Source organism: Mycolicibacter longobardus, from assembly GCF_002102265.1.
GTDB classification, from domain to species: domain Bacteria; phylum Actinomycetota; class Actinomycetes; order Mycobacteriales; family Mycobacteriaceae; genus Mycobacterium; species Mycobacterium longobardum.
Genome location: NZ_LQPG01000037.1, coordinates 1 through 25,789, shown reverse-complemented (window position 1 = coordinate 25,789; position 25,789 = coordinate 1). Strand labels below are relative to the sequence as shown.

At 66.7% G+C, this 25,789-nt stretch carries 30 protein-coding genes and 1 tRNA gene; 19 read left to right on the top strand and 12 right to left on the bottom strand.

Going from position 1 to position 25,789, the window contains the following annotated elements; translation table 11 throughout:
* The first annotated feature begins 56 nt into the window (after window positions 1-56).
* A complete protein-coding gene (locus AWC16_RS18760) occupies window positions 57-713 on the top strand; it encodes a L,D-transpeptidase family protein (protein ID WP_085266283.1) in 657 nt (218 codons plus the stop codon).
* Between the two features lie 6 nt (window positions 714-719).
* Here the strand turns inward: AWC16_RS18760 and AWC16_RS18755 are convergent, their stop codons facing one another.
* On the bottom strand, window positions 720-1,022 hold the full coding sequence (locus AWC16_RS18755) for a DUF732 domain-containing protein (RefSeq protein ID WP_165759264.1): 303 nt from the start codon (window positions 1,020-1,022) through the stop codon (window positions 720-722).
* Between the two features lie 13 nt (window positions 1,023-1,035).
* Entirely contained in the window at window positions 1,036-1,350 is a 315-nt protein-coding gene (locus AWC16_RS18750; RefSeq protein ID WP_085266260.1) for a DUF732 domain-containing protein, read from the bottom strand.
* 239 nt (window positions 1,351-1,589) lie between these two features.
* Between AWC16_RS18750 and AWC16_RS18745 the strand changes: the two genes are divergently transcribed.
* Window positions 1,590-2,720 (top strand): PPE family protein, encoded by a 1,131-nt coding sequence (locus AWC16_RS18745; protein ID WP_085266259.1) that lies wholly within the window; start codon window positions 1,590-1,592, stop codon window positions 2,718-2,720.
* Between the two features lie 9 nt (window positions 2,721-2,729).
* The gene (locus AWC16_RS18740) at window positions 2,730-3,965 is read left to right on the top strand and encodes a PPE family protein (protein WP_085266258.1); all 1,236 of its coding nucleotides are present in this window, start codon (window positions 2,730-2,732) and stop codon (window positions 3,963-3,965) included.
* An 8-nt stretch (window positions 3,966-3,973) separates the two neighbouring features.
* Here AWC16_RS18740 and AWC16_RS18735 read toward each other — a convergent pair whose 3' ends face one another.
* The gene (locus AWC16_RS18735) at window positions 3,974-4,600 is read right to left on the bottom strand and encodes a TetR/AcrR family transcriptional regulator (protein ID WP_085266257.1); all 627 of its coding nucleotides are present in this window, start codon (window positions 4,598-4,600) and stop codon (window positions 3,974-3,976) included.
* Between the two features lie 39 nt (window positions 4,601-4,639).
* On the opposite strand from AWC16_RS18735, the gene AWC16_RS18730 reads away from it, so the two are divergent.
* Both AWC16_RS18730 and AWC16_RS24040 read left to right on the top strand, forming a co-directional pair.
* A complete protein-coding gene (locus AWC16_RS18730) occupies window positions 4,640-5,866 on the top strand; it encodes a hypothetical protein (RefSeq protein ID WP_085266256.1) in 1,227 nt (408 codons plus the stop codon).
* A 96-nt stretch (window positions 5,867-5,962) separates the two neighbouring features.
* On the top strand, window positions 5,963-6,706 hold the full coding sequence (locus tag AWC16_RS24040) for a hypothetical protein (protein WP_133055991.1): 744 nt from the start codon (window positions 5,963-5,965) through the stop codon (window positions 6,704-6,706).
* On the opposite strand, the gene AWC16_RS18720 is transcribed toward AWC16_RS24040, so the two are convergent.
* Window positions 6,703-7,350, bottom strand: a complete 648-nt coding sequence (locus AWC16_RS18720) for a TetR/AcrR family transcriptional regulator (protein ID WP_165759263.1) — start codon at window positions 7,348-7,350, stop codon at window positions 6,703-6,705. The genes AWC16_RS24040 and AWC16_RS18720 overlap by 4 nt on opposite strands.
* A gap of 101 nt (window positions 7,351-7,451) precedes the next feature.
* On the opposite strand from AWC16_RS18720, the gene AWC16_RS18715 reads away from it, so the two are divergent.
* The 3 genes from AWC16_RS18715 to AWC16_RS18705 all read left to right on the top strand — a co-directional run bounded on the left by AWC16_RS18715 (window position 7,452) and on the right by AWC16_RS18705 (window position 9,774).
* Window positions 7,452-8,306, top strand: a complete 855-nt coding sequence (locus AWC16_RS18715; protein WP_085266253.1) for an oxygenase MpaB family protein — start codon at window positions 7,452-7,454, stop codon at window positions 8,304-8,306.
* 66 nt (window positions 8,307-8,372) lie between these two features.
* The gene (locus AWC16_RS18710) at window positions 8,373-8,765 is read left to right on the top strand and encodes a hypothetical protein (protein WP_085266252.1); all 393 of its coding nucleotides are present in this window, start codon (window positions 8,373-8,375) and stop codon (window positions 8,763-8,765) included.
* Between the two features lie 100 nt (window positions 8,766-8,865).
* Window positions 8,866-9,774: a glycoside hydrolase family 16 protein gene (locus tag AWC16_RS18705; RefSeq protein WP_207572361.1), complete on the top strand. Its 909-nt coding sequence runs from the start codon at window positions 8,866-8,868 to the stop codon at window positions 9,772-9,774.
* On the opposite strand, the gene AWC16_RS18700 is transcribed toward AWC16_RS18705, so the two are convergent.
* Window positions 9,771-10,670 (bottom strand): hypothetical protein, encoded by a 900-nt coding sequence (locus AWC16_RS18700; protein ID WP_085266251.1) that lies wholly within the window; start codon window positions 10,668-10,670, stop codon window positions 9,771-9,773. The genes AWC16_RS18705 and AWC16_RS18700 overlap by 4 nt on opposite strands.
* A 62-nt stretch (window positions 10,671-10,732) precedes the next feature.
* Between AWC16_RS18700 and AWC16_RS18695 the strand changes: the two genes are divergently transcribed.
* Window positions 10,733-10,984, top strand: a complete 252-nt coding sequence (locus AWC16_RS18695; protein ID WP_234812345.1) for a hypothetical protein — start codon at window positions 10,733-10,735, stop codon at window positions 10,982-10,984.
* On the opposite strand, the gene AWC16_RS24035 is transcribed toward AWC16_RS18695, so the two are convergent.
* Window positions 10,975-11,223, bottom strand: a complete 249-nt coding sequence (locus AWC16_RS24035) for a hypothetical protein (RefSeq protein ID WP_133055990.1) — start codon at window positions 11,221-11,223, stop codon at window positions 10,975-10,977. The two genes, AWC16_RS18695 and AWC16_RS24035, sit on opposite strands and share 10 nt — an antisense overlap.
* A 217-nt stretch (window positions 11,224-11,440) precedes the next feature.
* On the opposite strand from AWC16_RS24035, the gene AWC16_RS18690 reads away from it, so the two are divergent.
* Window positions 11,441-12,172 (top strand): MspA family porin, encoded by a 732-nt coding sequence (locus AWC16_RS18690; protein WP_109561497.1) that lies wholly within the window; start codon window positions 11,441-11,443, stop codon window positions 12,170-12,172.
* A gap of 106 nt (window positions 12,173-12,278) precedes the next feature.
* Here the strand turns inward: AWC16_RS18690 and AWC16_RS25675 are convergent, their stop codons facing one another.
* Entirely contained in the window at window positions 12,279-13,019 is a 741-nt protein-coding gene (locus AWC16_RS25675) for a hypothetical protein (RefSeq protein WP_085266250.1), read from the bottom strand.
* A gap of 825 nt (window positions 13,020-13,844) precedes the next feature.
* Between AWC16_RS25675 and AWC16_RS25745 the strand changes: the two genes are divergently transcribed.
* The 3 genes from AWC16_RS25745 (at window position 13,845) to AWC16_RS18665 (ending at window position 18,063) form a co-directional block, all read left to right on the top strand.
* On the top strand, window positions 13,845-15,077 hold the full coding sequence (locus AWC16_RS25745) for a hypothetical protein (RefSeq protein WP_165759262.1): 1,233 nt from the start codon (window positions 13,845-13,847) through the stop codon (window positions 15,075-15,077).
* A gap of 360 nt (window positions 15,078-15,437) precedes the next feature.
* Window positions 15,438-15,671 (top strand): hypothetical protein, encoded by a 234-nt coding sequence (locus tag AWC16_RS18670; RefSeq protein WP_085266249.1) that lies wholly within the window; start codon window positions 15,438-15,440, stop codon window positions 15,669-15,671.
* 139 nt (window positions 15,672-15,810) lie between these two features.
* Window positions 15,811-18,063 carry a bifunctional DNA primase/polymerase gene (locus tag AWC16_RS18665; protein WP_085266248.1) on the top strand — a complete coding sequence of 751 codons (2,253 nt, stop codon included), beginning with the start codon at window positions 15,811-15,813 and terminating at the stop codon, window positions 18,061-18,063.
* A gap of 171 nt (window positions 18,064-18,234) precedes the next feature.
* Here AWC16_RS18665 and AWC16_RS24025 read toward each other — a convergent pair whose 3' ends face one another.
* A complete protein-coding gene (locus AWC16_RS24025) occupies window positions 18,235-18,519 on the bottom strand; it encodes a hypothetical protein (RefSeq protein WP_133055989.1) in 285 nt (94 codons plus the stop codon).
* A gap of 778 nt (window positions 18,520-19,297) precedes the next feature.
* On the opposite strand from AWC16_RS24025, the gene AWC16_RS18655 reads away from it, so the two are divergent.
* The 4 genes from AWC16_RS18655 to AWC16_RS18635 all read left to right on the top strand — a co-directional run bounded on the left by AWC16_RS18655 (window position 19,298) and on the right by AWC16_RS18635 (window position 22,299).
* Window positions 19,298-19,588: a hypothetical protein gene (locus tag AWC16_RS18655; RefSeq protein ID WP_085266246.1), complete on the top strand. Its 291-nt coding sequence runs from the start codon at window positions 19,298-19,300 to the stop codon at window positions 19,586-19,588.
* Window positions 19,585-20,241 (top strand): recombinase family protein, encoded by a 657-nt coding sequence (locus AWC16_RS18650; protein ID WP_085266245.1) that lies wholly within the window; start codon window positions 19,585-19,587, stop codon window positions 20,239-20,241. Before AWC16_RS18655 ends, AWC16_RS18650 begins: the two co-directional genes overlap by 4 nt.
* Entirely contained in the window at window positions 20,238-20,531 is a 294-nt protein-coding gene (locus tag AWC16_RS18645) for a hypothetical protein (RefSeq protein ID WP_085266244.1), read from the top strand. Before AWC16_RS18650 ends, AWC16_RS18645 begins: the two co-directional genes overlap by 4 nt.
* A 343-nt stretch (window positions 20,532-20,874) precedes the next feature.
* On the top strand, window positions 20,875-22,299 hold the full coding sequence (locus AWC16_RS18635; protein ID WP_085266242.1) for a tyrosine-type recombinase/integrase: 1,425 nt from the start codon (window positions 20,875-20,877) through the stop codon (window positions 22,297-22,299).
* On the opposite strand, the gene AWC16_RS24020 is transcribed toward AWC16_RS18635, so the two are convergent.
* From AWC16_RS24020 to AWC16_RS18620, 4 genes are all read right to left on the bottom strand, one after another.
* Window positions 22,296-22,718 carry a hypothetical protein gene (locus tag AWC16_RS24020; RefSeq protein WP_133055987.1) on the bottom strand — a complete coding sequence of 141 codons (423 nt, stop codon included), beginning with the start codon at window positions 22,716-22,718 and terminating at the stop codon, window positions 22,296-22,298. The two genes, AWC16_RS18635 and AWC16_RS24020, sit on opposite strands and share 4 nt — an antisense overlap.
* Window positions 22,708-23,046 (bottom strand): hypothetical protein, encoded by a 339-nt coding sequence (locus AWC16_RS18630; RefSeq protein ID WP_085266241.1) that lies wholly within the window; start codon window positions 23,044-23,046, stop codon window positions 22,708-22,710. The genes AWC16_RS24020 and AWC16_RS18630 overlap by 11 nt, the downstream gene beginning before the upstream one ends.
* Before the next feature lie 227 nt (window positions 23,047-23,273).
* Window positions 23,274-23,603, bottom strand: a complete 330-nt coding sequence (locus tag AWC16_RS18625) for a hypothetical protein (RefSeq protein ID WP_133055986.1) — start codon at window positions 23,601-23,603, stop codon at window positions 23,274-23,276.
* Window positions 23,604-23,768: 165 nt separating this feature from the next.
* Window positions 23,769-23,842 (bottom strand) — tRNA-Gly (locus AWC16_RS18620).
* 143 nt (window positions 23,843-23,985) lie between these two features.
* On the opposite strand from AWC16_RS18620, the gene dcd reads away from it, so the two are divergent.
* Both dcd and AWC16_RS18610 read left to right on the top strand, forming a co-directional pair.
* Window positions 23,986-24,558, top strand: coding sequence for a dCTP deaminase (dcd, locus tag AWC16_RS18615; RefSeq protein WP_085266239.1), 573 nt, complete (start codon window positions 23,986-23,988; stop codon window positions 24,556-24,558).
* A 105-nt stretch (window positions 24,559-24,663) separates the two neighbouring features.
* The coding region (locus AWC16_RS18610) for a DUF7159 family protein (protein ID WP_085266238.1) at window positions 24,664-25,789 on the top strand (1,126 nt) is incomplete at its 3' end.

The window sequence follows — 25,789 nt, the reverse complement described above, 5'->3', positions numbered from 1 at the left end:
ACGGCGCGCCGTGGTCGGTGTTTGACCCGCTCCCGGCGCGCGCAGATGATGAGTCAATGCGCCGACCGCTGAGCCTGTTCTGTGCTGCCCTGTGCGCGGTTGCCGCGACTCTGGCTGCGGCGCCGGGCGCCCAAGCCGACCTCACACCGTGGTTCGGTGCCTCCGTCGGCAACGCCAACCAGGTGATTTCCGTTGTCGGGACCGGGGGTTCGGACGCCAAGATGGACGTCTACCAGCGCGGGCCGACGGGCTGGCAGGCCGTGGCTGCCGGGATCCCCACCCATGTCGGTTCGGCCGGGATGGCGCCGAAGGCCAAGAGCGGCTATCCGGCCACCCCGATGGGCGTCTACACCCTGCCGTATGCGTTCGGCACCGCCCCGAACCCCGGCGGCGGACTGCAGTATGTGCAGGTCGGCCCCGACCACTGGTGGGACGGCGACGGCAACAGCCCGACCTTCAACACCATGCAGGTCTGCAAGCGCGCGCAGTGCCCGTTCGACACCAACGAGAGTGAGAACCTCGAGATCCCGCAGTACAAGCACGCCGTGGTGATGGGCGTCAACACCGCCCGCAAACCGGGCGACGGCGGGGCCTTCTTCTTCCACACCACCGACGGCGGACCGACCGCCGGTTGTGTGGCCATCGACGACGCCAAGCTGGTGCAGATCATCCAGTGGCTGCGCCCCGGCGCGGTCATCGCGATCGCGCAGTAAGGGGCCTCAGGCCTGATCGCAGTACGTCGCTCGGGCGATGGCGACGAACTGCGAGGCCCTGGTCAGTGTCAGGCTGGGATTGGCGTTCTTCACGCCTTTGGCTGCCTGATTGGGGCTGTGGCCCTCGGCGATGTACCGGCAGACCGCGAGACCGCCGGCGACGGCGTCGGCGGCGTTCGGGTAGGAGATCCCCATCTTGTCCAGGGCGCTGAGAAAACCGCCGTCGGCGGGTTCGGCGGCCGCCGGAGCCGCCGGGCCCAGCAGAGCGACTGCGGCGAGAGCGGCCAATGCGGGTTTGCGAGCGGTCATCATGTCTTTGAAGTCAGCCCGCCATTTTCTCGGGGCAATACGCCGTTTCTGCGAATGCGACGAACCGGGCGGCGTTCTTTGCCGAAATGCTGCGATTGGAGATCTTGAGGGCGCGCGCGGCTGAATCAGGTCCATGCCCGGCGTACAGGTAATCGCAGACCTGATGGCCGACCGCGACAGCGTCTTGGGGATCGGTGTACTCAATACCGGCCTTGTCGACCGCGCTGAGGAACGTGGCGTCGGCGTCGGTGTCGGCGTGTGCCGGTGCGGCAAGGCTGACCAGGGCAGCGGCGCTGATCGCGGGGGTAATCCATCGGGAGTGCTTCACAGTGGGGAAAGCATGCTTGCCGCGAATTAACCGGCAGCAGCCACAAAATGAATTGCAGATGAATGTCAGAAGACTGCCAAACCCCTGTGAGATGGCTGCAAAAAGAACAGTTCATCGCCGCTACACCATATTGACCACTCAGATTTAACCTCTGATTAACCTACGCCGCGTTTCGTGGGCAGCCGCAAGCCGCCTGATACCCGCCGAAGACGGGCGCTCTGAATCGCGAGGGGATGTCTATGGACTATGGGGTCTTGCCGCCGGAGATCAACTCCGGACGCATGTACACCGGCCCCGGCTCCGGGTCGATGCTGACCGCCGCCGCCGAATGGGAAAAGCTGGCCGCCGAGTTGCAGACCGCGGCGGCCGCCTATGACTCGGTGACGTCTGGATTGGCCGCCGGACCCTGGACCGGACGGGCGGCGACGGCGATGGTGGCCGCCGCATCGCCGTATGTGACATGGCTGCGCGGCACCGGCGCCCAGGCCGAACAGACGGCTCGCCAGGCGGTGGCCGCTGCGGAGGCCTATTCGACGGCGGTGGCCGCGGTCGTTCCCCCGGCGGTGATCACCGCCAACCGTGTTCTGCTGCAGCAGCTGGTCGCCACGAACTTCTTCGGACAGAACTCGCCGGCGATCGGTGAAGCCGAGCGCCAGTACGCCGAGATGTGGGCGCAGGACGCCGCCGCGATGTACCGCTACGCCGGCTCCTCGGCGGCCGCGTCGGCATTGACCGCGTTCAGTCAGCCTCCGCAGACCACCAACGCGGCGGGGCAGGCCGCCCAGTCCGCGGCGGTCGCCCAGGCTAGTTCCGCAGCCGCGGGCAACGGCGCGTCCGATGCGTTGGCCTCTCTGACATCGATCATCGGTCAGATATCGCCGTTCACCGGCCTGGCCACCCAGGGGGCGAGCGCCACGATGACGAGCTGGTCCGGTACGGCGAACATGCTCAGCAACATCAACAACGGGATAGGCCTGGTCGCCTTCAACGCCGAAAACCCCGGGGGGCTGGGGGAAATCCTCAACCCGCCGATGATCGGGCCGGCCGGCCTGGGGCTGCCCAAGGCGGGCTTGAGCAGCGCGGGTTCGGGTGGTGCCGGCCTGTCGGCGAGCGCCGGCAACGCACTGCGGATCGGCGCGCTGTCGGTGCCCCACGGCTGGGCGATGCCGACCACTCTGACATCGGCGGTGACGCCGGCCGGCATGGCCATTCCGGCCCCCGGCGTGCCGACGGGTCCGGCCGGCATGCCGGGAACGGCGTTCGGCGAGACCATGCTCGGCACCCTGGCCGGCCGCGGACTGGGCGCTGCCACATCACGCGTCGCCGCCAACCGCCGAACCGTGGTGCCTCGCCCGCCGGCCGCGGGCTGAGGTCAACCGATGGACTTCGCACTGCTTCCCCCGGAGGTCAACTCCGGACGGTTGTATGCCGGCCCCGGGGCGGCGCCGATGCTCGCCGCGGCGACGGCCTGGGCCGCTCTGGCCGCCGAACTGGAGACCGCCGCCGTCGGTTACTCCGAGGTGATCGCGAGCATGGTCGGCCACGAGTGGTCCGGCCCGGCATCCGCGGCGATGGTCAACGCGGCGACTCCGTACGTGGCGTGGCTGCAGTCCGGTGCCGCCAACGCCGAACAGACTGCGCTGCAGGCCAAGTCGATCGCTGCCGCCTACGAGGCCGCGTTCGCCGCCACGGTGCCGCCGACCGTGGTGGCCGCCAATCGGACCCTGCTCGCCACCCTGGTCGCCACGAATTTCTTCGGGCAGAACTCCCTGGCCATCGCCGCCACCGAGGCCGCCTACGCCGAAATGTGGGCACAGGACGTCGCCGCGATGTACGGGTACGCGGCGGTGGCGGGACCCGCCAGCGCCCTGCCGGCGCTCAAGCAGGCGCCACCGACCACCAAGTCGTCCGGGCTGGCCGCCCAGTCCACCGCTGCATCGCACGCCGGAACCAAGGGTCTGTCGCAGCTGAACAGCGCCATCCAGACGACGCTGCATCAGTTGGTGAATCCGGCCGCCCCGTCGGATCCGTCGTCGGGGCTGGAAGGGCTGCCCGAGGCATTGGGCGAGGTGACGCCCTTTACCAGCATTGCCGCCAGTGGGATCAGTTTCGACTCGAGCATGTACACCGTGGTGAGCAACGGGGCCGGCTGGGGACGGTTGGTCTACGTCCGCGGTGGGGTGGAAGGCGCGTTGACGTTCGAGGGGCTGGGGCCGCGCGGGGTGCTGTCGGCGTCCACCAAGCCGATGGTCGGCATCGGGAGGGCGATCCCGGTCGGCGGTCTCTCGGCGCCGCCGAGTTGGGCCACCGCGGCACCGGAGATGAAACCGGCCGCATTCACCCTGGCCGCCGCCCAGACCCGGTCGCCGGCCGCCGTAGGTCTGCCACCCGGAACGGCGTTCCAAGAAGCGATGATGGGAACGACCGCCGGGCAGGGCGCGACGACCGATACCACTGGCCGCCGCAGCCAGAAGACCGGCGACAAGAACCGGGACCAGGACTCCAAGCCGATCACGACGCTGACCAACGGCAGCGGCTGGCTGGCCTCGTCCTGGGCGTATCACACCCGGCCGCGTGAGGGACAGCCGCTTCCGACGCATTGGCGGACGGGTTAGCGCAGCAGCTAAACCCGGTCGCGCTGCAGATAGTGGGTGACCATATCGATCAACACCCGGCGCTCGGTCTGCCAGTCGAACGGCCCGCCGATGATCATCTGCGCCAACACGATTCCCCGCAGAGCTGCCCAGATCACTTCGGCCACACCGGCATCTGCGGGATCGTCGGAGACCAGCCGGCCCAATCTGTTGATCGCCTCATTGGTCTGCAGCAGGTGTTCGTGGGACTGTTCGCCGAGGCTGCCGCGGGTGGCGCGCAGGATCTCGAACGCGGCCAGTGAGGTCGGGCCGGCGTAGCAGCGCCACGCGGTGTCGACGACAGCCGCGATCCGCTGTTGCAGCCCCAGCTCGCCGACCTCGACCGCGGACAGGCTGGTCAGCAGCTCGGCCACCCCGTCGTCGACCACGGCCATCAGCAGGCCGTTGCGGTCCCCGAAGTGGTACTGGATGACCCCCCACGTCACCCCGGCCCGCTCGGCGACGTGCTTGGCCGTCGCCGCGCCGAAACCCTCCTCCAGGATGCAGCGCACCGTCTCGTCGATGATCCGCGCCCGGGTGTCGTCGCCGCGCTTGCGGGGCGCACTGGTTCGCCGGGTGGGGCCGGATGACTGCGTGGGACCAGCGGAAATAGCCATTGTTGACTTTATAACATAGTCACGACTATTTTTTAGTCCGTGACCGAGTCCAGGTATGCGTCGCTGTCGCGTGACGAGTTGGCCGTGTTGGTGCCCGAACTGCTGCTGATCGGGCACATGATCGACCGTTCCGGCATGGCCTGGTGCATCTCGGAGTTCGGCCGCGAGGAGATGGTGCAGATCGCCATCGAGGAGTGGGCGGGCTCCAGTCCCATCTACACCCGGCGGATGCAGCGGGCGCTGGGCTACACCGGCAACGACGTGTTCACCATCTTCAAGGGTCTGCAGTTCGACATCGGCTCACCGCCGCAGTTCATGGACTTCCGCTTCACCGTCCACGATCGCTGGAACGGCGAGTTCGAGCTGGCCAGCTGTGGCGCGCTGCTCGATGTGGAGCCGATGGGAGACGAGTACGTCTTCGGTATGTGCCACACCATCGAAGACCCGACGTTTGACGCCACCGCGGTGGCGACCAATGCCCACGCGCAGTGCCGGCCGGTGCACCGGCCGCCCCGCGCGCCGTCGGATCGGCAGCCGCACTGCCACTGGACCGTCATCATCGACGAGTCCTACCCCCCGGCTCAGCCGATTCCCGCCTTGGCGGTGGTCAGCGAAACCAACGCCGCCACTTGGGAACTCGATGAGATCGACGTGGCGGACGAGGGACTGTCGGACTACACCGGGCCGCTGCTGTCCGACGTCGACTTCACCGCGTTCTCCCATTCGGCGTTGGTTCGGATAGCCGACGAGATCTGCCTGCAGATGCACCTGTTGTACCTGTCGTTCGCGCTGGCGGTGCGTGCCCGGGCCAGCTCCGACGAGCTGGCCGCGTCGGTGGGACGCCGTCAGCTCACCGGTTTGGCCGGGCTGGGCGCGATGCGTATCAAGAACGCGCTGCGGCTCTCCGAGGACATCGACGGCGCGTTGCGAACCTTCGAACTACACCCGCTGTTCAATCCGATCGGCTATGTCAATGCCGACATCGGCGAGAACGCAATCGTGGTGCGTCACTCGCCCGCGCACGACGACGGCGCCTGGATCACGCTGTGTTCGCCGCAGGATCTCAACCCGTTGCAGGCCATCGCGACCGCCGTCAACCCGCACCTGCGGGTGGAGGCCGAGGGGACCGACACCGAGTGGACGGCCCGGATGGTCCAGACCGACACCGAGGCGAAGGAACTGCCCGAGGTGATGGTGACCAAGGTCAGCAGCGGCGCGAATTTCGCGTTCCGCCCGCGCAAGTCACTACCCCTGACAGTGGTGTAAATCCGGGCGGGGCCGGTGTGTCGGCCGTGCCGAACGATGCGGGCGCACCTATGGTGGGGACGGTCCCCAGCCGTTGTCGATCCAAGGTGTTCAGCTATGTATGACCCGCAGGACGACGAGGCCACCCGGGAAGCGGGCGCTGTCGACGCAACCGACATGGCGCCGACAGTGACGTCTGCCCCGGCAACCGGTTCCGTCGTGGATGCCTACGCATGGTCGCAGGAGGACGGCAGCGCCGGTGCCGAACCGGTGCCCTACAACCCCTATGCCGAAGACCCCTACGAGCGGGACCTGGGCACCGGATATCGCCCGACGGTATCGGTACCCGCCAGGCCGGTCCCTGCCCGACGAGCGCCCTCGCGGCTGCTGCGGTTCGCACTCGGTCTCGGCATCCTGGTGGCGCTGATCGCCATCGCCGGGATGCTGTACGGCTTTACCCGCGGCCACCACGACGAAGCGCCCGTCGCGCCCGAGACCAGCGCCGTGGTGCCGCCGGTCCCGTCGCCCACCGCACCTCCGGAGCCCGCCTCTCCCGCACCGCCGCCGCCGGTGGCCACGACGTCGGCGCCGCCGCCGACCACCACCACGGCACCGCCGGCCACCACCACCACCACGGCACCGCCCACGACCACCACCGAGGCGCCGACCAGCACCACGACGACAACGACGGCGCCGCCCACCACGACCACGACTGCGCCGCCGACCACCACCGAACCGCCGACCTCCACAGTGCCGCCGACCTCCACAGTGCCGCCGACCTCCACGGTGCCGATGACGACGGAGTACCTGACGATTCCGTTGGTCCCGGTCCCGATCCCGATCACGGTTCCGCAGAACTAACCGCGCGCCTGCCCCCGGATCAGGGGCACCAGCACGGTCGCAGCGAACGCGGCTATCTCTTCGCGGGTCCGAATCTGCGGTGGGCCGTCCGGTGTCAGCAGCAGTGACTGGGTCAGCCGGGCCAGAACCGCTGACAGCGAACCGATCTCGCTGGGATCGGTGGATCCGCCGGAGCGCTCCCGCACCATCCGGATGCGTTCGGAGAGAAACGCCGACGCCAACTCGACCACGTTGCCCGCCCCGACGGTCAGGGCTCGCAGCGTCTCGTCGCCGTCCACCTGGAGTAGTTGGTGCAGTAGCCGGTTCTCCCGCACGGTGATCAGAGTGATGGTGCAGAACCGCACGATGTAGTCGTCGATCTCGGTGTCTGTCGGCTGCTCGGCCAAAGCTCCGGTGCCGGAGTCGATCTGGGTCAGCACCCGGCCCGCCTCGTAGACGAAGGCCGCCGCGACGATCTCCTTCTTGGCGCCGAGTCGCCGGTACACGGTGGCGCGGTTGACCCCGGCGCGGCGGGCGATGTCGTCCGTGCTGGTCCGGCGCACCCCGGTGAGGGCGAACTGCTCCAGCGCCGCCTGCAGGATGCGGGCGTCGGCGCCCGGCTCGTCTGAGGCGCCGAGCAGCGCAAACAACGGGTTGGCGGGCATCGGCGTCGAATCTACCGCCCGGATAGGGCCGAAAGACCATTCCCAATCGCAGGCAACGATGCAACGATCATTGCTAGATTGTTGCATACAAGGGAGCGGTCATGGCGATCCGGAAAACACGGGAACCGGTCGATCGGGGCTTGAACCTGGCTGACTACGTCGGCGAGGGCTTTCTGTTTCTCGGGGCGGGTGTGACCGTGCTGCTGCAACTGGCCGAACCGGGCGTCGGGCACGGCGTCGCCAACCACAGCACCGTGCTCAACCGACCGCTCGACCGGCTGCGCACCACCATGACCTACATCTACTGCGTCACCCTCGGCACCGACGAGGAGCGGCGCGCGTTGGTCAAGCTGGTCAACCAGGCGCACGTCCCGGTGAAGTCCGGGCCGGACAGCCCGGTGCGCTACAACGGATTCGACCCCGACCTACAGCTGTGGGTGGCGGCCACGCTGTACAAGAACGGCCAGGACCTCTACGAGCGCTTCCTGGGCCCGATGGACGACGCCACCGCCGAGCGCCTCTACCAGCAGGCGGCGATCTACGGGACCGCGCTGCAGGTCAAGCCCGAGATGTGGCCGCCGACCCGGGCCGATTTCGAGCAGTACTGGCAGGCCAAGCTCGACGAGCTGACCATCGATGACCACGTGCGGGCGTTCGCGCACGAGCTCTTCCGCGGCGGCGACTCGCCGCTGCTGATCCGGCTGGCCATGCCGTTCAACCGGTGGCTCACCCGCGGCCTGCTGCCGACCCGGATCCGCGAGGAACTGCACTGGGAATGGAGCCCCCGCGACCAACGGCTGTTCGACGCACTGATGACTGCGCTGCCGCCGGTGTACCGGCTGGTGCCGCGGCCGGTCCGCTGGCTGCCGTCGCGCTACTACCTGTGGGAGATGCGGCGCCGGCTGACCAGTGGCCGCCGGCTGATCGACGAACGCGAACGGGTCGCCGTCGCCTGACGCTGGCCGGACCCGCTCGGCGCAGGCACACTGGGGTGTGACCATCGGGGTCGAGAGGGGTTAGCAATGGGCGACGACGGCGCGTTCGGATTCGATTCCGAAGATTTGGACCGGATGATGCGCGAGGCGGGCGAGGGCCTGCGGGCGGCATTCGACCGGTTCTCCGGAACCTTCGGCTCGGCCGGAGAGCGGGCCGGCTGGGGCGCGATCTTCGCCGATCTGGCGCGGGCGGCGCGGCCGGGGCCGGCGACCACCGGCGAGACCGGTGACGGCGTGTGGGCCATTTACACCGTCGGCGACGACGGGGCGGCGCGCGTCGAGCAGGTGTACGCCAGCGAGATCGACGCGCTGCGCGCCAGCCAGCGCAATCCCGACCCGAAACGCAGGGTGCGGTTCGTGCCGTACGGGATCGCCGTCGGCGTGCTGGACGACAATGCCGACAGCGACGAAGCGAGCTAGCGGCGGCTTAGCGGTGACCTGGAGGTGACATAGCCCACGCTGGGGGGCTTGCCTGGTTTGACACGAGTCCGGCTTGGGTTACATTGCCACCGTGCCCGAGATGAACCGCCGCAAGGCGATGATGATGCTGGGTGCCGGCGCATTGGCCGCCGCAGCCCCCAAGCCCCAGGCCAGAGCCGTTCCTGCGCCTCCCGGAGCGCCCGGTGACCCGGCTCAGCCCCCGGCCGTCGACCCCGCTGCCCCGGCCGCGCCCGCCACACCCCCGGCGGCCGGCGCTAAGTCCGGTGCCTTCATCTGGCATGACGAGTTCGACGGTCCGGCCGGCTCAGCCCCCGATCGCTCGAAGTGGACGATCTCCAATCACCGCACCCCGATCCGGCGCCCCGTCGGCTGGGACCGGCCCGAGTACTTCTACCAGTACCGCGACAGCCGGGCGAACGTATTCCTGGACGGCAACTCCAACCTCGTCATCCGGGGTACCCGCGAGGGCAACACCTTCTTCGGTGGTCTGGTGCACGGCAACTGGCGTGGCGGTATCGGCACCACCTGGGAAGCCCGCATCAAGCTGAACTGCCAGACCGCGGGCTGCTGGCCCGGATGGTGGCTGTCCAACGACGACCCGGGCCGCGAAGGCGAGATCGACCTGATGGAGTGGTACGGCAACGGCGAATGGCCGTCCGGCACCACCGTGCACGCCAACCCCTACGGCACCGCGTTCGAAACCTTCGCGTTCCCGGTGGACGGCAACTGGCACAACTGGCGGGTCACCTGGAACCAGAGCGGGATGTACTTCTGGCAGGACTACGTCGAGGGCATGGAGCCCTACTTCAGCGTCCCGGCCGTGGGCATCGAGAACATCGACGAGCCGGGCCGGGAGTGGCCGTTCAACGACCCGGGCTACACGGTGTTCCCGATCCTGAACCTCGCCATCGGCGGGTCGGGCGGCGGGGATGCCCGTCAGGGGTCCTACCCGGCGGACATGCTGATCGACTGGGTGCGGGTCTTCTAGAGGGGGCTTACCTCTCCGGGTTCCTCGGCGTCGGCTTCTGCGCTGTTCTCCTTCGCCTCCAGCCAGGCCACGCCCGCCCGGGCCGCGCGTATCAGCGCGCCCCGCTCGCCGAAGTAGGAGGCGACCAATCCGAGGCCGGGCAGCGTGCCCAGGCGCTGGTACCACTTGTTCGGATGTGGCCGCCTGGTCACTTCGTCGAACGTTGCCCGCAGGATGCCGGCCAGCTGCCAGACGGTTCGGGTGATCACCACCGGGGTGGACGACGTGATGGCCTTCAGCGGTTTCCAGCCCGGTGGCGGCGTTTCGGGCAGCGGCTCGGGATCCGGCGGCGGCGGAACGTCGAAGTCTTCGGGCAGCTGCCGCTGGCACAGCACCTCGGCGAGCAACCGCACCTGCTCGCGCTGATCGGTGACGCCGTACTCGCGGGCCAGCGCGCACAACACGATGGCGTGGTTGACGAATCCCGCCAGCTCGCCCACCGGCACCACCCGCGACAGCCAGCCGAACGCCCCGGGGGAGGCCACCACAAGGGTGTTCAGCGCGCCGACCCGGTGCACCCACCAGTGCACGCGTTGGTCGCGGCTCATCCGATCCCAGGCCGCGGTTCCGGGCAGGTCGGCGGCGTTGATCAGCTGCGCCCCGGCGTTGAGGGCCCGATTGGAGACGCTGGGGCCGCGACCGGCCTCACGGCGACGCCGCCTCAGCTGGATTCGGCGGATCCGCTGGGTTATCCCGCGAGCCGGGGTGAGCAGGCGCCGAGTGCGCTTACGCAGGCTGATCGGGTCGGCCTCCGAGAGCAGGTCGAGCAACGGGTTGATGACGGCCACCGCACGGCTCAGGGCGTCGGCGACGTCGGCGTCGGACAGGGTGGCGTGTGGTTTCGGGAACAGACACATACCGGTGATTGTGCTGTGCGTTGGCCCGGAAACTGTCACTGGCCACGCGTAGCGTCGGCAAGGTGACTCGGATCAGCACACTGGCAGTGGCCGTCTGCGCCGTCTTCGGCGTCGCGGGACTCGCCGCAGCCCCCGCCCAAGCCGCGCCGCGATGCCTGTTCCAAGGGGACTGGAACTGCGAAGGCACCCCGCCCTATCACGGCCCCCTCATGCCGACCTGGAACACACCCGGCACCTACGGTGGTTGGACCACCAATCCTGTCCAATGCGACGTTGTCACCCGGCAATGCCGGCAGGTGACGACCTACTCGTGATGGCGCGACCGGCCGGGCGGGCGGCATTCGATGCCCGGGTTCTGGCAGAACATCCCGATGCCGCCCCGGATCACGTTGCCGCCCTGGACATTGGATTGCGAAGTCTGATTGCCCGGCTGGTGGATTGCCGGAATCTGTGCCGTAACGAAGTCCTCGATCAGCGGTGGCGGATCCGGAAGAGGGCCCGGGTCAGAGGGATCGGCGTTTGCAGGCACTGCGCCCGCCAACGCGACAAGCACACCTATCGCTCCGGCCACCACTGTAGGGGCGAGTCGTTGTCGCATCGTCGCCTCCCGTGGACTCGTCATCGACAATCGGCGTAAAGCCCAGGATACCGTCGGTTGCCGACCCGAACCACGGTGCAGTATTTCGGAGCAATCACAACGGCGCAACGATGTCTGTCGACGTCATCGACGAAATCCGAGTTCGCTCGCGAGTCGCCCTAGCGTGTTTGCCATGGTGCCGATCACCAGCGGTCTACGTCGCGTGATAACGCTGATGACCTGCATGGTCTGTCTGGTGATACCCCCGGCGGTCGCCGAACCACCTGCCGAGCCGGTTACCGAACCACCTGCCGAGCCGGTTGCCGATACCGCCGTGATCACCAAGTCGGGATTCGCCAACCCTCCCGCCACGGTCCGAAGCCCCGATGGGTGGACGCTGGTCGTCGGCACCCAGGACGAGACCCAGATTCCGGTGCCACCGCTGACCACCGCGATCTCGTCTCGCGAATACGAGGCGAGCGGAACCTACTTCGCCGAGTTGGTGGGACCGGCAGGTGAAACTCCAGAGGGGGTGCTGGAGGCGGGGTTCCAGATCGGCTGCGGGATCGACCAGAGCACCGCCAACGGTGTCACGATATCCGGTTCGGTCGGTACGATCCCGGCGTTGGGCGCGATGCTGCCGGTGCCGCCGGGGCCGGCTGCGCCGTTCCAGTTGCTCCCGGGTACGGCCACCCCGATCACCGGCGTGGTCACCGTCGGGCTCAAGCCCGGCCTGGTGTTCATCGTGCCGGTGCACCAGAAGGAGTTCAGGGGGGCCCACCCGTGGGTCATGATCAGCGACTTCCACGTCAAGATCGACGGCTGCGTCGGTGAGTCGTACATCCGCTCCTACGCGGTGTTGACTCGCGTGACCGACGAGTCCGACGTGGTGCTGTCCTACGTCGGGCCGACGAAATCCGTCTGATCGGAGCCGTGGCGTCGGGTCCTGCGCTGGTCGCGTCATTGCGCGACTTTGGCGGAGCCGATGACACGCGCTCTGACCGACTGGTCGCCCGCTACCACCGCGAGGACTACCAGGTCGCGCCGGCGTTACCGTCGCTTCCGAAGTACTGACCGCCGGCACCACCGGCTCCGCCGGGTTGACCGGCGCCGCCGGCACCACCAATGCCGACGTAGGCGACACTGCCACCGGCGCCACCGGAACCGCCGTCGACACCGTTGCCACCGGCACCACCATTACCGAAGTACGCCGCGCCACCTGCACCGCCGACACCGTCGATCGAGGTGCCGCCGGCCCCGCCGTCACCGAACCACAACCCGCCGGGCCCGCCGGCGGCCTGCTCCAACGTGCCGCCGGTCATACCGACGTAGCCATTGCCGATCAGCATTTCCCCGTTGCCGAACCACTGGTCGAGTAGGGCGCGGACGACTATCCAAAAGTCGTGCTGCATCACGTCCTGGATCATCGTGTGCAACGGCTGGTAGATCCACGTCTCAACCAAGTCGTTGAGGTCGAGAGCGTCCCACGTCGACACCGCGCCACCCGGCAGACTGTCCAGGCCCCAAGCGGCCGGGTCCAACCAGTTCACGGCGTCTGAAGCGCCGCCGTCGTCAGCCGGGCCCCAGGTCGACACGTCGAACAGGTCCACGATCCAGTCGAACTCGTCGGCCTGGGCCGCCGGTGCGGGGGTCAACGGCATCACGCCGAACGCCAGGAACGCCGCCACCGACGCCGCGGCCCCCACCGCGCGATCCTGCCGGCGCGACCGCAGCTGCGCAGTGCCCTTACCGATGCTCCCCCGGCTCGCCATGCCCCCGTTTCCCTTCCTTACCTGCCCCAGATCCGGTCGATCTTCTGGAGCATGCCGGAGACCCGACACTAAGTTTTCTCTAAGGTACGACCGGACGAACTTCTTGTCAATGAAACCTCATATTGCCACCCGATTTTCTTGATATCGCGCGGCAAGCAATGACTACTGGTGCATTAGAGGTCGGATTAACCCACTATTAGATCGATTCTGGCGGGTCGCTGACGGGAGATCATTGCTAGTGCCAGCGCGGAAGGTTCCACCTACCGGGCTCAACGTCATCTCAGCTATGAGGCGCCCGCGGCCTACCTCGCCGGCCGGCGATCCTCAGCCGAGGCGCCCACGAAAAAAGCCCTGAATCCACCAACGAGGGTTCAGAGCTATTCCGATGTCTTGCGACATCACATGGAGCCGATGACGGGAATCGAACCCGCGTATTCAGCTTGGGAAGCTATTTCCATGGCCGAACACAGGTTCGGATAGGCCCAGCTAGACGGCGTTCTCGCTGATCTAAATTGCAGGTCTACCAGCGTTTTTAGTACGTTTGGCATACGGCTGGGGTACGGCTCCGGTACGGGCGCAGTTCGACTGGGTACGAGGGACCGATAAGGGACCGTGGAACCCACACGCCCCGGCGCCCATGTGGGCTTTGGCGACAGGCGCGAGCTTGCGCGTGGCAGTCAGGGTGCCGTCAGCGAGGCATTACTTCTTGCCGCAAACCAGGAGACGCTGCAATCCGTTCAGCTATCGTTTAGGTTTTGATCAGGCTGCGCTGAGTCAGGAGGCAATCAGATGGGGCGTCGGACAAGTACACGCGCGATTGGCCGGGTGGTTGTCGCCGCCGGTGCGGCGGGGGCATTCGCGGCTTTCGGATTGTTGGCGCCGGCTGCTCAGCCCATCGCGGTTGCCGATGTCGATGACCTGCTCGACAGCTTCAGCTTCATCGATCCGGGTGTCGCGGTCGGTGCCTCACCCAATCTGGCGGAGACGTTTGATCTGTTTTGGGTCGGCGCTAACGGGATGGGTGGCTTCCATGGCCGTCTCGATGACTTCATCAACGACAACTTGTGGTGGCTGAACCCGATCAACGCATGGTTCGCCTTTGACAACCGCTGCGGGCTGATCTGCGATGGCGCCGACTCGACGGTGATTACCGACGAGTCGGGTCAGATCATCGGCGGCACCGTGGCTCAACACGGCGGTTGGTGGTTCGGCGACGGCGGCGACGGCGCAGCCGGCACTACGGGTGGCTCGGCCGGGATGCTCGGCAATGGCGGTCGCGGCGGCGACGGCTATCTCCAGGAAATAGCTGGCGACACCGACGGTGAAGCGGCCAGCTACCTGGCCACTGCTGGCGGTACGGGCGGCGCTGGCGGCTGGCTGTTCGGCAACGGTGGTGATGGCGGCACCGGCGGGATCGGCGCGACCGCCCCGTCAATCGGCGGAGGGGTCGGTGGTCTCGGCGGCAATGGTGGTGCCGGTGGTAGCGCGGGTCTTTTCGGTAGTGGTGGTAGCGGTGGTGTTGGTGGCACGGGCGGAAACCCCGCAATCTTCGACTTACTTGGCTTCGTCGGTAGTGGCGGAAACGGTGGGACGGGTGGCACTGGCGGTGCCGGGGGCTCGTTCGTCGGCAACGGCGGGAGCGGCGGTACCGGTGGTACCGGCGGCAGTAGTGGCGTTGGCGGTGTTGGTGGAGCCGGTGGCAATGGAGGTGCCGGTGGAACTGGTATCGGTCTGAGCGGCAACGGCGGGAGCGGCGGTACCGGTGGTACCGGGGGAACCGCCTCTTTCCAGAGCGGCGCGGCGGGCGATGGTGGCATTGGCGGAGGTGGCGGTGACGCAACGGCACGCGGTGCTGGCGGCAATGGTGGTGCCGGGGGCACCGGGGGTAGCGGTAGTAGTAGCTGGTCAGGCGAGGGCGGCCCAGCTGGCGATGGCGGGGCTGGGGGCGACGGCGGCAGCTCCGGGGGTCGCGCTGGTGGTGCCGGCCTTGAAGGCGGCCTACACGTTGGCAACACACCCGGCGTCGGAGGCAAGGGCGGCGCGGGCGCACAGCCGTGATGTAGATCCGGCAGTCGTGGCCGGTCACATCTCTCGGGCCTCACCTGCTGACAGGGGGACGATCCTCCTTGCGGCGTCATTGGCACATCCAGTGGGCGCCGCTCCGGGCGGCCGGAAGGCGTTTGGGGGCGAGAGATCGGCGGCTCGGCGACGGATCGGGTACGCTTGCGGGATAACCGAATACCGTTTCGACGGGGACACATAGAACCGACAGACAGCGTTCTACGGAACCCCTAGCGACGCGCTAAACCGACTTGTACTGGCGTGCGTCGAAGGCAGACCCTCACAGGCTTCAGAGGGTCCACCTTCGACGCGCGCCAGTTTTTGTTGTCTAAGCAACATGTCTAGGAGAAGCAACCGATGGACGACTCGGATCGCCCGAACTTGAGCGAGCAGGAACTCTACGAATATCTGTACTACGAAGAGGATTTGCCAGTTACTCGCCGCGGCATCAGAGATGCGGTGCTGCGACGTGAAATCTTGCCGACGCGGATCGGGCGAGGCAATTACTTCAGCAAGCGGGACGGGCTCAACTGGATCGCATCGCGACGCCAGTCAGGACGATACCGATTGAACACTGGCATGAACAGTTGAACACCCCCAGCCGATTTGGCGGGCGGCTAGGGGTGTCTTCAACGAACCTGACTGATCAAGCTCTGGAGAACTAGTGAGTCTATCTGAAAACAAGTCCCGCCGAAAGTCGTTACTGGACAACGAGTTGCACCTACCTGACGTGGCCGGCCTGTCGTTGCTGAAAGCTGCGCTGATGTATGCGGAGGCCGGTTGGTATGTGCTTCCGACTGATCCCGCCGATCTCAAGAATCCCGGCAGCGTCGTGAAGGGCAAGTGGCATGAGAAGTCCAGCCGCGACCCCGAACAGATACGTCGGTGGTGGACCGCAAACCCCAACTATGGCATCGCGCTGCACTGCGGCCGGTCGGGCGCGGGTGTGTTCGACCTCGACATGGACAGCCTCAACTGCATTGACGGGTATGGACTATCAGGTGTCGCGGATGCCCTTCGCGCTGCCGGGGCGGTACAGGGAACACGGCGAGACGGTGACCGCGGGCACTACATGTTCCTGTTGCCCGACGACGGCAAGGAGTACGGGAACAGCGCGGGCGCTTTCACGGTCGCGGGAGAGTTCCGGGGCAAGAACGGCGTCATCATCGCCGCACCCACACCGCACCCCGACGCGGACACCAAAGGCGGCTACTACCGACAGGTCAGGACTGGCCCGCTGGGCCCGCTGCCCGACGTATTGCGGGAGTGCCTGACCGAGGCCGGGGAGAACGCCGACCCGCTGACCGACGCGGAGATGGATGCGTTCCTAGATACCCATACCGGCGACGGGTGCGGCCGGGAAGGCTGCCGACACACCATCGCTGGCCAGGTGACCCAGCTACGGCAGCGCATCGCAGACGGCGCCAGCCGCCACGACAGCCTGGTGAGCGTTGCGCCCTGGGCGTTCGCGGAGGCGATGGCCGGCTGCTACCCGGCACGCGAAGCGTTCGGCACCTTGCACCGGGTCTACGCCGAACACTTCGACCCCGACACCGAACCGCAGCGGGTTGCGTCCCTGGGTGCCGAGTACAGGCGCATCGTCCAGTGGGCAATGGCCGTCGCTGTCGCGGACCCCGACCGAGCACACCGCAACGATGGATCACCCACCGACGCCGAGTTGGAGGCGTTCTGGTCGGCGCGGCCGGAGCTAGAGAGGCTGCGGACCTTTGCGCGGGCACGCTGCGTGGGTCCGTGGTCGACCTTCGGGGCAGTTCTGGCGAGGGTGATAGCGACCATCCCACCCAACGTCGTATTACCGCCGACGATTGGATCCGAGGGAAGCCTGAATCTATTCGTCGCACTGGTGGCGCGGTCGGGGTTCGGCAAGAACACCTCCGAAGCGGCGGCCGAGGATTTCGTGGCCGGTGAGACCTATGTGCATGTAGCGACCCCCGGCAGCGGCGAGGGAATCCCGAAGCAATACGCCTACAAGAAAAAGGCCGACCAGATCAACCTGCGCAACGCGGTCATGTTCACGGCAGGTGAGGTTGACACCTTCGCCGCTCTCGCAGGCCGCAGCGGTTCAACGCTAATGCCCGAGCTACGTAAAGCGTGGATGGGTGAGCGGTTGGGGTTCGGGTGGGCGAACATTGAGAAGGCCGTGGCGATCATGGCCCACCGCTACCGCATGACGATGATCGTCGGGGTTCAGCCGGGCCGTGGGGGCACGCTTTTGCAGGATGCGGACGGCGGGACACCGCAACGGTTCATCTGGTTGCCGACGACCGACGCCGACGCGCCGGATGAACCACCCGAAGAACCCGAGCCGCTAGCACTTCCGGCATGGCCCACTCCCAGCCCCGACAGCGACGACGACGCGGTGAAGCTGAAACTGGATACGTACCGGCTCGATACTCCCGCCAACAAGGCCGAGTTCCATGTGCTGGGTCTGCCACCGAGTGTTGTTGAGGCTATCCGTCAAGAGCAGCGGGCGAAGCTGCGCGGTGAAGTGCCCGAGACCAAGGCGCTGGACGCACACGCGACCCTCGCACGCTTGAAGGTTGCGGTCGGACTGATGTGGATGAATGGGCGCACCGACAAAGTCACAGAAGAGGACTGGGACTTGGCGGGCGTGGTGATGGGCGTGTCGAATACGGTACGGGCCGAGGTGCAGGCCGCGCTCAAGGTCAAGCGGGAAGCGGCCAGTCATGCGCGTGGACTCCAGGACGCTGAACGTGAAGCTGTGAAGGCGGATGTCCTGCGGGAGAAGGCTATTGCCCGTGTCGCCGAGGGGATATGCCGAAAGCTGCGGCTGGAAAACGACCGCACCCTCAACCAGATCAAGAAGTGCTTCCGCAGCGACGACCGGAAATACGTTGAGCCTGCCCTTGATTCTCTGCGGCTGGTGGGGTCGGTCGAAGTGAATGCGATTGAGTACCAGGGCAATGACGGCTATCGGTTCCGCCTCAAGGAGGGCCGATGATGTCCGCTGGCCAGACGGGGACAGGGGGACGAGGTTCCCCGTCTGCGGTGAGAATCTGCGGCGTAGTTGATCCTACGAAGTCCTGGTCATTGGCAATCCACCATTCGGGAGATACGCGCGGGACACGAGCTTTCGTGCGCCAGGCGGGGAAGCGTTCCCCACTTTCCCCGTCTAAAGCCCGCCCTGGCCAACCGCCCCGGCACGAACGCCGCCATCCGCTAGCGGACTCGCAGCCTGTTCATCGTCGCTGGGACGTGGATTTGCAACGGCGGCGCACGCGACGCCGAACGGTCCCCACAGTACGACCAGCGTCAGCAAGAAGAATTCCAAGCGGCGGCCCTCTGGCGCGACTAATGCCGCGATCAACGGACACCAGATCAACAAGAGGATGGCCGCCGCAGAGAGCAGTAACCCGAGATATGGAGTCAAGTCTGGAAGTTGGATCTCGTTATTCATGGCGGGATTCTTCCACCCGATGAAAGGAGAGAACTATGCCTACCTCTGAACGCGCCGACCTTAAACGTATGGGCTTCGATGGCAAGTGCGCCGCGCGCCGTCAGCGCGATGGGCAGCCATGCCGCAGACCTGCCGCCAGGGGAGCCACAGTTTGCCCTGTACATGGTGGAGCAGCGCCGCAAGTTCGCGCAGCCGCAAAGCGCCGACTTGACCAAGCCGCCGACGCCCTCGTGCAGCGGCTACTGGGGATTGCGCTCGACGGTGACGCACCGGATCACGTTGCTTTGGCGGCGATCCGAGACGCCTTGGACCGGGCGGGGGTGGGCGCGAAGCAGGCCGTGGAGGTAGGCGTGGAGCTGAAGCCCTACGAACAGGTGCTCAACGACATAGTCGGTGTCGCGCCGATCACTCAAGCGGAGTCCCGCGCCCGTCAGGGCTTGCCGCCGGACCGGCCCGCCTTGGCCCCGCCGGAACCCATCGAAGTCGTGGACGCGGAACTCGTAGACGAGCCGGAATCGCGGCCCGGTCGTGGCGGAGCGGCGCGAGCGCCCGGTGATCGGCCCGCCGGGTCGGGAGCTGGCGACGTTGGAGGACGCGACCGCGGACGCCGCCCGAGCGAACAGGGCAGCCGCGCGGCTAGGGCGGGTACGCCGAATGCGTTAGCCATAGAAGATAAATGTGCAGGCCAGCGCATTTATAGAGTGTGCTGACTGGCGTAGAGTCGAGGCGTAAGGCGGAACCGAACGGTCACGCCCCAGCTACGAGGTCAGGAGGCGACATGAGACCCGACGCCGACCGCGACACCACCCAACTATGGGCCGAGCTGCGGCGGCTCCTCAGCGCGACAGACAGTGACGAGCTTGCCCACTTATCGCCCGACTTCGGGGCGCTGCTGACATTTCTCCTGGAGCACTCCGGCTTCGGGGCCACCGTCATCTTCTGCTCCTACTGCGGCCACCCCGATATGCCGGTCGCCATGGTCGATGACAGTGGGTCTAAGCCGAAGTACGCCTGCCCAATTTGCTATGCGCAGAACATTGTTGATCAGGACCAGGAGGCGCAGCGATGAGCGCCGATGGCCGGCTGTTCTTCGGGTACTGCCGGGTCAGCACCGAAGAACAAGCCGACAGCCGCAACGGCCTAGAAGCCCAGCGCGCCGCTATCGACGCCGATGCCAACCGGCGCGGGTGGACCGTGGAGCACTACGTCGACGAAGCCGCCAGCGGCAAGTACATCAATGGCAACCTGCGGGAAGTCCTGCAACTCTTAGCCTCTGGGCAAGGTGACGGCCTGATCGTGGCGAAGCTCGACCGGCTGGCACGGTCAGTCGTTCACGCCGCCAACATCATCGAAGATGCCCAGGCGCAGGGCTGGTCACTGGTCGTGCTGGACCTCAACCTCGACCTGACGACGGCGGCGGGCCGCATGATGGCGCGGACCGTGGTCAACTTCGCCGAGTACGAACGCGAGCTGATCAGCGAGCGCACCAAGGCCGGGTTAGCCGCCAAGAAGGCTCGCGGTGAGCCGATCGGGCGGCCACGGCTAGCCAAGCCCGGTGTCGTGCGGCGGATCGTCATGGACCGCAACACCGGCCTGAGCTTCGGTGCTATCGCCAAGGCGCTGGAGTCCGATGGTGTGCTCAGCCCAGCGGGCCGACCGAACTGGCAGACCTCCACCGTGCGCCGCATCTACCAGAGCGCCACAGCCGCAATAGAAATGTGAGCAGCATCATGAACAACAAACTCATCACCGCCCTGGCCATCGCGGGCGCTGCGCTAGTCGCTCCGGCGGCGGCCAGCGGGGACCCCGTGCCGTTTCCGTATTGCGCGTTCGACCCGACCGGTAACGCCGGCCAGTGGTACGACCCGTGTCTACGCGTCGGCCCGCAACCCGGCCAACCCATCGGCGGCAACCCCGGTATCGGCACCTACAACCAGCCGAACATGCCCTGGCAGAACGCCCCCAAGGACGATGTCGCCAACCCGTTCGCGCCTGGCGGGGCGCTGTGGTGACCACACCCCGCAGGGCGCTGGTTCGACGGACCCCGCTCGGCGTCCCGTACGCCGCGCCTACACCGGTGCACCGCCGCCCCGGTACGCGGACGCCGAACCGGCCCCGCAGCCACGCAGCGGCCACGACGGCCCGCCGGAACCAACACCGGCGCGCAACTACCGCTGGCGGCCCAAGCTCACCGAGGACGACGTGCGCGAGATTCGCGCCGACTACGCGGCGCGGCGCTGGGGCGTGAACGACTTGGCGGACATCTACGGCGTGACTCAGGCAACCATGAGCGCGGTAGTCCACCGGCGCACCTGGCGGCATGTGACTGACCAACCAACCGAAGGGAATTGACCGATGGCGAGTATTCAGAAGCGCGTACGCGCTAGCGGCACAACAACGTACGTGGTGCGCTGGTACACGCCGGACGGTGAACAGCTGACAAGGGGCGGGTTCCGCACCCGCAAGGAGGCCAAGGCATTCGCGGCCAAGGCCGACGCCGCAGTGGTGGCCGGCGACGACTTCAACCCCGGGCGGGGCAAGGTGTTGTTCCGTGACGCAGCGGCGCGGTGGTTGGAGTCGCGGGCCGACCTCAAGAGCGCCACCCACAACAACCACGCCTACGCCCTCGCCCCGGCGGCGACCCGTCGCGGCGACGGCAAGACACTGGGAATTGATGCGGTGTTCGGCGGCTACCCGCTGAACAAGATCACCCGCGAATACATCCAGGATTGGGTCAACGCGCTGACCGACGCAGGAAAGAAGCCAAGCACTGTCCGCCACGCGTTCTTCACGGTCCGAATGGTGTTGGAGCAGGCTGTGGTTGATGGTCGGCTGAGCAAGAACCCCGCCGAGCACGTCAAGCTTCCCAAAGAGCACGCACGCAAGGGTGGGCCGGTTGGGGTGGTGGACGACCCGAAGCAGTTCCTCACCCCGGCACAGGTTTCCGCTCTCATGGCGGATACGCCTTGGCCCTACAACGTGCTGGTGCACACGGCGGCATGGGCGGGGTTGCGGGCGGGGGAGCTGGCCGGACTGACGGTAGGCGACGTGGAGTTGCCCGAGCCGGCACTGAACCCGAATGCGCCCGCGAAGCCGGGTACCTTGTGGGTGCGCCGCGCCGCGCGGGTGATCGGGGCCGAGTTGGTCTACGTGACCCCAAAGACGCCGGGGTCCAATCGGCGCGTGTCGCTGACGTCCGAGACGACGGCGTTGTTGCGCGACTACCTCGCGGAGCACCCGCGCGCCGACGAGCCGACAGCGCCCCTGTGGCCGTCGATGGCGCTAACTCGGCCCAAGCCCACCGGAGTAGCTGCGCAGCCTGCCGATGGCGCGGCGGCTACAGGAGACGGCAGCGCCGCCACCCCGACCGCGAGAGCGAAAGCCCGCCGACAAGCCGATGTCCTCGCTGCACTTTCGGTGGCTGACGCTGAGGCGAGGTTGGTGCTCGACTGGACTTCGCCGTTGCGGCACCCGACGTTCTATAAGGCGGTGTACCGGCCCGCTGTGTTGCGGGCGAACCGGCTGACGCCGACCGCCGGGTTGTCGCCCGCGCAGTCGTTCCACTCGCTCCGCCACACCTACGCGAGCATGTGTATCGCGGCGGGGATACGGCCTATCGACATCGCGGAACTCATGGGCCACCGAGACGTCAAGACGACGTTGACCGTCTACGCCCACCTGATCAATACCGATGACCACGCGGGCAACATGGCCGCGCTCGGGGCGTTGGCTACGCCGAAGCCGACGTACACCGGAAATGTTGTGCCGCTTATAGGTTAGCCCTGCACCGGGCCGTACAACCAGCCCCTATCGCCACGTTGCTTGGCGTAGGAGTGGAGCTGACGAGCAAATCGCTCTTGCTGGCCGCGAGACAGGTTGTCGGGGAACCAGATTGTCACATGGAACGGCGGGTGCTCATCAAGGTGCTCGTCGTCGTAAGCTTCGAGTCCCGCGTCACAAGTTTCTTGGACTGTTACACCCCATGTGCCAAGGGATTGCCCGCCTTCGGCAAGGTAGGCGTCGTGTGCGCCCTTCGCTGTGATTGCTTCTCGACGCGTCGACAGACAGCGATGGTCCTCGGGCAAAAAATTGGACTTGCCAGGGCCGTCAGAATTTAACTTGCCGGGGCTAATTTGGCGGTAAAGGAGCATTCCGCTCGGCGGCATCGCATTGCCCCGCTCGTCCTCTTCAGCTGACAATCGTGCCAACCTCGAAGAACTGGATGAGCAGGTCGAAATCTGTGTAGGGGAGCTCGATCTCGCGGTCGTCGATTGGGCTTGAACCTAGCTTGCAGAGGAACATGCCACCGTTGCCCTCGATCTCGGCAACGTAGCTGTTCTCGCCACGGTCCCATTCCATTCGGATGCCACCGTTCGGCGTAGCCATCGGCTCAGCGTCAAGCCGAACGCGCGGACCCAACAGGTCGATGAAGTGGGTGTAGTTGGTGAGGGCCTGTTTGGAAACGGAGATACTTCCAGGGCCGTCCCAGCCGTCTGTCAAGGACAGCAGAGAGTCGAGTCGTGACATAGCGACCCTCCTCACTGCGGCGATGTTCGGAACCCTGCTGTTCGTCGCAATTAAACGCGACACGCCGACGATAGTGCTTGACAGAGCCGATTGTAGGTCTCTTTTTACGTGATAACTCCTGTGAGGTGCGACTTGGACGCTCCACACACCCCTTGCGCCTGTTGCTAGTGTGACGCTTGAGATTGTGATTTCCCGACCATTTGTAGCTGTGGGGACGGCGTACAGGGTCACTGGGGAGCTTGCTCGTTTGGAATCTTGCCGAGATGGCGGCCAAGGACGGTCCAAATCTCTTCTGCCCGAGACCTGCTGAGGATGAATGAGCCCCTCGGCTGAACAGCCAGTGCCTCGCCGAACTCGGCGGCATGCTGCCTAGCGACTTCTGGTGTTAACCAGAGCGGTGGGCCGAGGTGCCCAAACATCGCGTACACCACGTCGCGGTTCTCTTGGTCCCAAGCGAACAGCACCTGATTCACCGGCACTGCCTGCGAAGCAAGGTCCACTGGCCAAGCCAACGGCACCTGAAATTCTTCGATGCCTTCCGTTCCGGATGTGCTCATGTCGGCCATTTTGTCAGAGCGCGCCCGGGACGCGCGTTTGTATCACCCGGGTAGAGATCGAGTCGTGACAGTTCCCGCCCTGGTTGGGAGCCGAAAACAAGGGACCGTTAAGGGACCATCGCGCCGACCAGGCGGGCCATCCGAGGTAAAACCCCTGCTCAAACGTGGAGCCGATGACGGGAATCGAACCCGCGTATTCAGCTTGGGAAGCTGATGTTCTGCCATTGAACTACATCGGCATTGCTGCGCTAGCAGGCTAGCATCCCGGCCGAACCCTTAGCCCACCCCGACGAGCAGACGCAGAATCGCACGTGCACGGAGTGCTCCGTGCGATTCTGCGTCTGCTCGCCTAGGGACCGAGCGCAGCGGATACGCTCGTGCGGTGCTGCTCTCCGATCGCGACCTGCGGGCCGAAATCGCCGCCGGCCGGCTGGGCATCGACCCTTTCGACGACGCCCTGGTCCAGCCGTCCAGCGTGGACGTTCGCCTCGACAGCCTGTTCCGGGTGTTCAACAACACCCGCTACACCCACATCGACCCGGCCAAACAGCAGGACGAGCTGACCACGCTCGTGCAGCCCGACCCCGGTGAGCCGTTCGTGCTGCATCCCGGCGAGTTCGTCCTGGGTTCCACCCTGGAGTGCTGCACCCTGCCCGAGGATCTGGCCGGCCGCCTGGAGGGCAAGTCCAGCCTGGGCCGCCTCGGCCTGTTGACCCACTCCACCGCCGGATTCATCGATCCGGGCTTTTCCGGACACATCACCCTGGAGCTGTCCAACGTGGCGAATCTGCCGATCACGTTATGGCCGGGAATGAAGATCGGTCAGCTGTGCCTGCTGCGGTTGACCAGTCCGGCGGAACACCCTTACGGCAGTACGCGCGTAGGGTCGAAGTATCAGGGCCAGCGCGGGCCGACGCCGTCCCGCTCATACCAGAACTTCATCAAGTCCGGTTAGCCCTCGGATCTGACGGCCGCCGCGCGGCTGCGATGAAGCCGGTATTGCCAGCCCTGGCAGGGGTTCGGCCCGCTTACCTGGCCGATCAGCAGCAGGGGAGGTTTCGTGGACATCGTTCTCGGGGTGTCGGTCGCACCCTCGACGGTGCGCATGGTGGTGGTGGAAGGCGAAAGCGCCGACGGGGCCACGGTCGAGCACGACGACTTTCAGGTTGGGGCCGGCACTCAGAGCGCCCCGGAGCGGGTGGTCTCGGCCATCCTGGGCACCCAAGAGGCCGCTCGCGAGGGCGGTTATCAGCTCAGTTCGACCGGGGTGACCTGGAGCGACCCAGCCGAGGCCAACGCACTGCGAGCCGCTTTGGAGGGCCGCAAGGTCGAGAACGTGATGCTGGTGTCGGCGTTCTTGGCTTCGGCCGCGCTGGCCCAAGCAGTCGGAAGCGCGACCCGCTACTCCCGGACGGCCTTGCTGTTCGTCGAGCCGGAGGCCGCCACTCTGGCGGTGGTGAGCTCCGATGACGGCTCGATCGCCGAGATCCACCGGCAGCCGCTGTCGCCCGACGACGAGCGTGCGGTCGAGGAAGTCACCGAGCTGGCCGCCGGCGCCCAACAGCTGGACTCCAACCCCGACGGGCTGTTCGTGGTGGGTTCGGGCGTCAATGTGGCGATGATCAAACCGGAGTTGGACAAGGCCACCCCGCTGCCGGTCAGTGTGCCGGAGGAACCCGACATGGCACTGGCTCGCGGGGCGGCGCTGGCCAGCGCGCACGCTCCGCTGTTCTTCTCCTCCACCCGGGCGCTGGCCTGGGCGCAGGACCCGGGCACCGGAGAGCTGGACCCGGCGCTGGTCAGCTCCGGGTATGCCTACGTCGCGCCCGAAGAGGTGGACTACAGCGGCACCATCGACAACGAGCCGCTGGCCTACAGCGCCATCCCGGATACCACCGACAACCCCGAACTCGTCGACTCCCGGTTGTTGGACTTCACCACCGAGATCCCGCAGCGGGAGCGCAAGCCGATCCTTGTCGCCGGTGGGGTGGCGGCACTGTTCGTGGTCGGGGTGCTGGGCCTGGTGATCGCGCTGGCGGTGGGCATGCGGGCGGCCAATCACCAGGGTCCCGACGTGCGGGCCAACGTCGTCACCCACCACCCCAAGCCGCCCAAGGCCGCGGTCCCGCCACCGGCGCCTCCACCTCCGGCGGCGCCCGTACCGGCGGTCGAACCGGCCCCGCCGC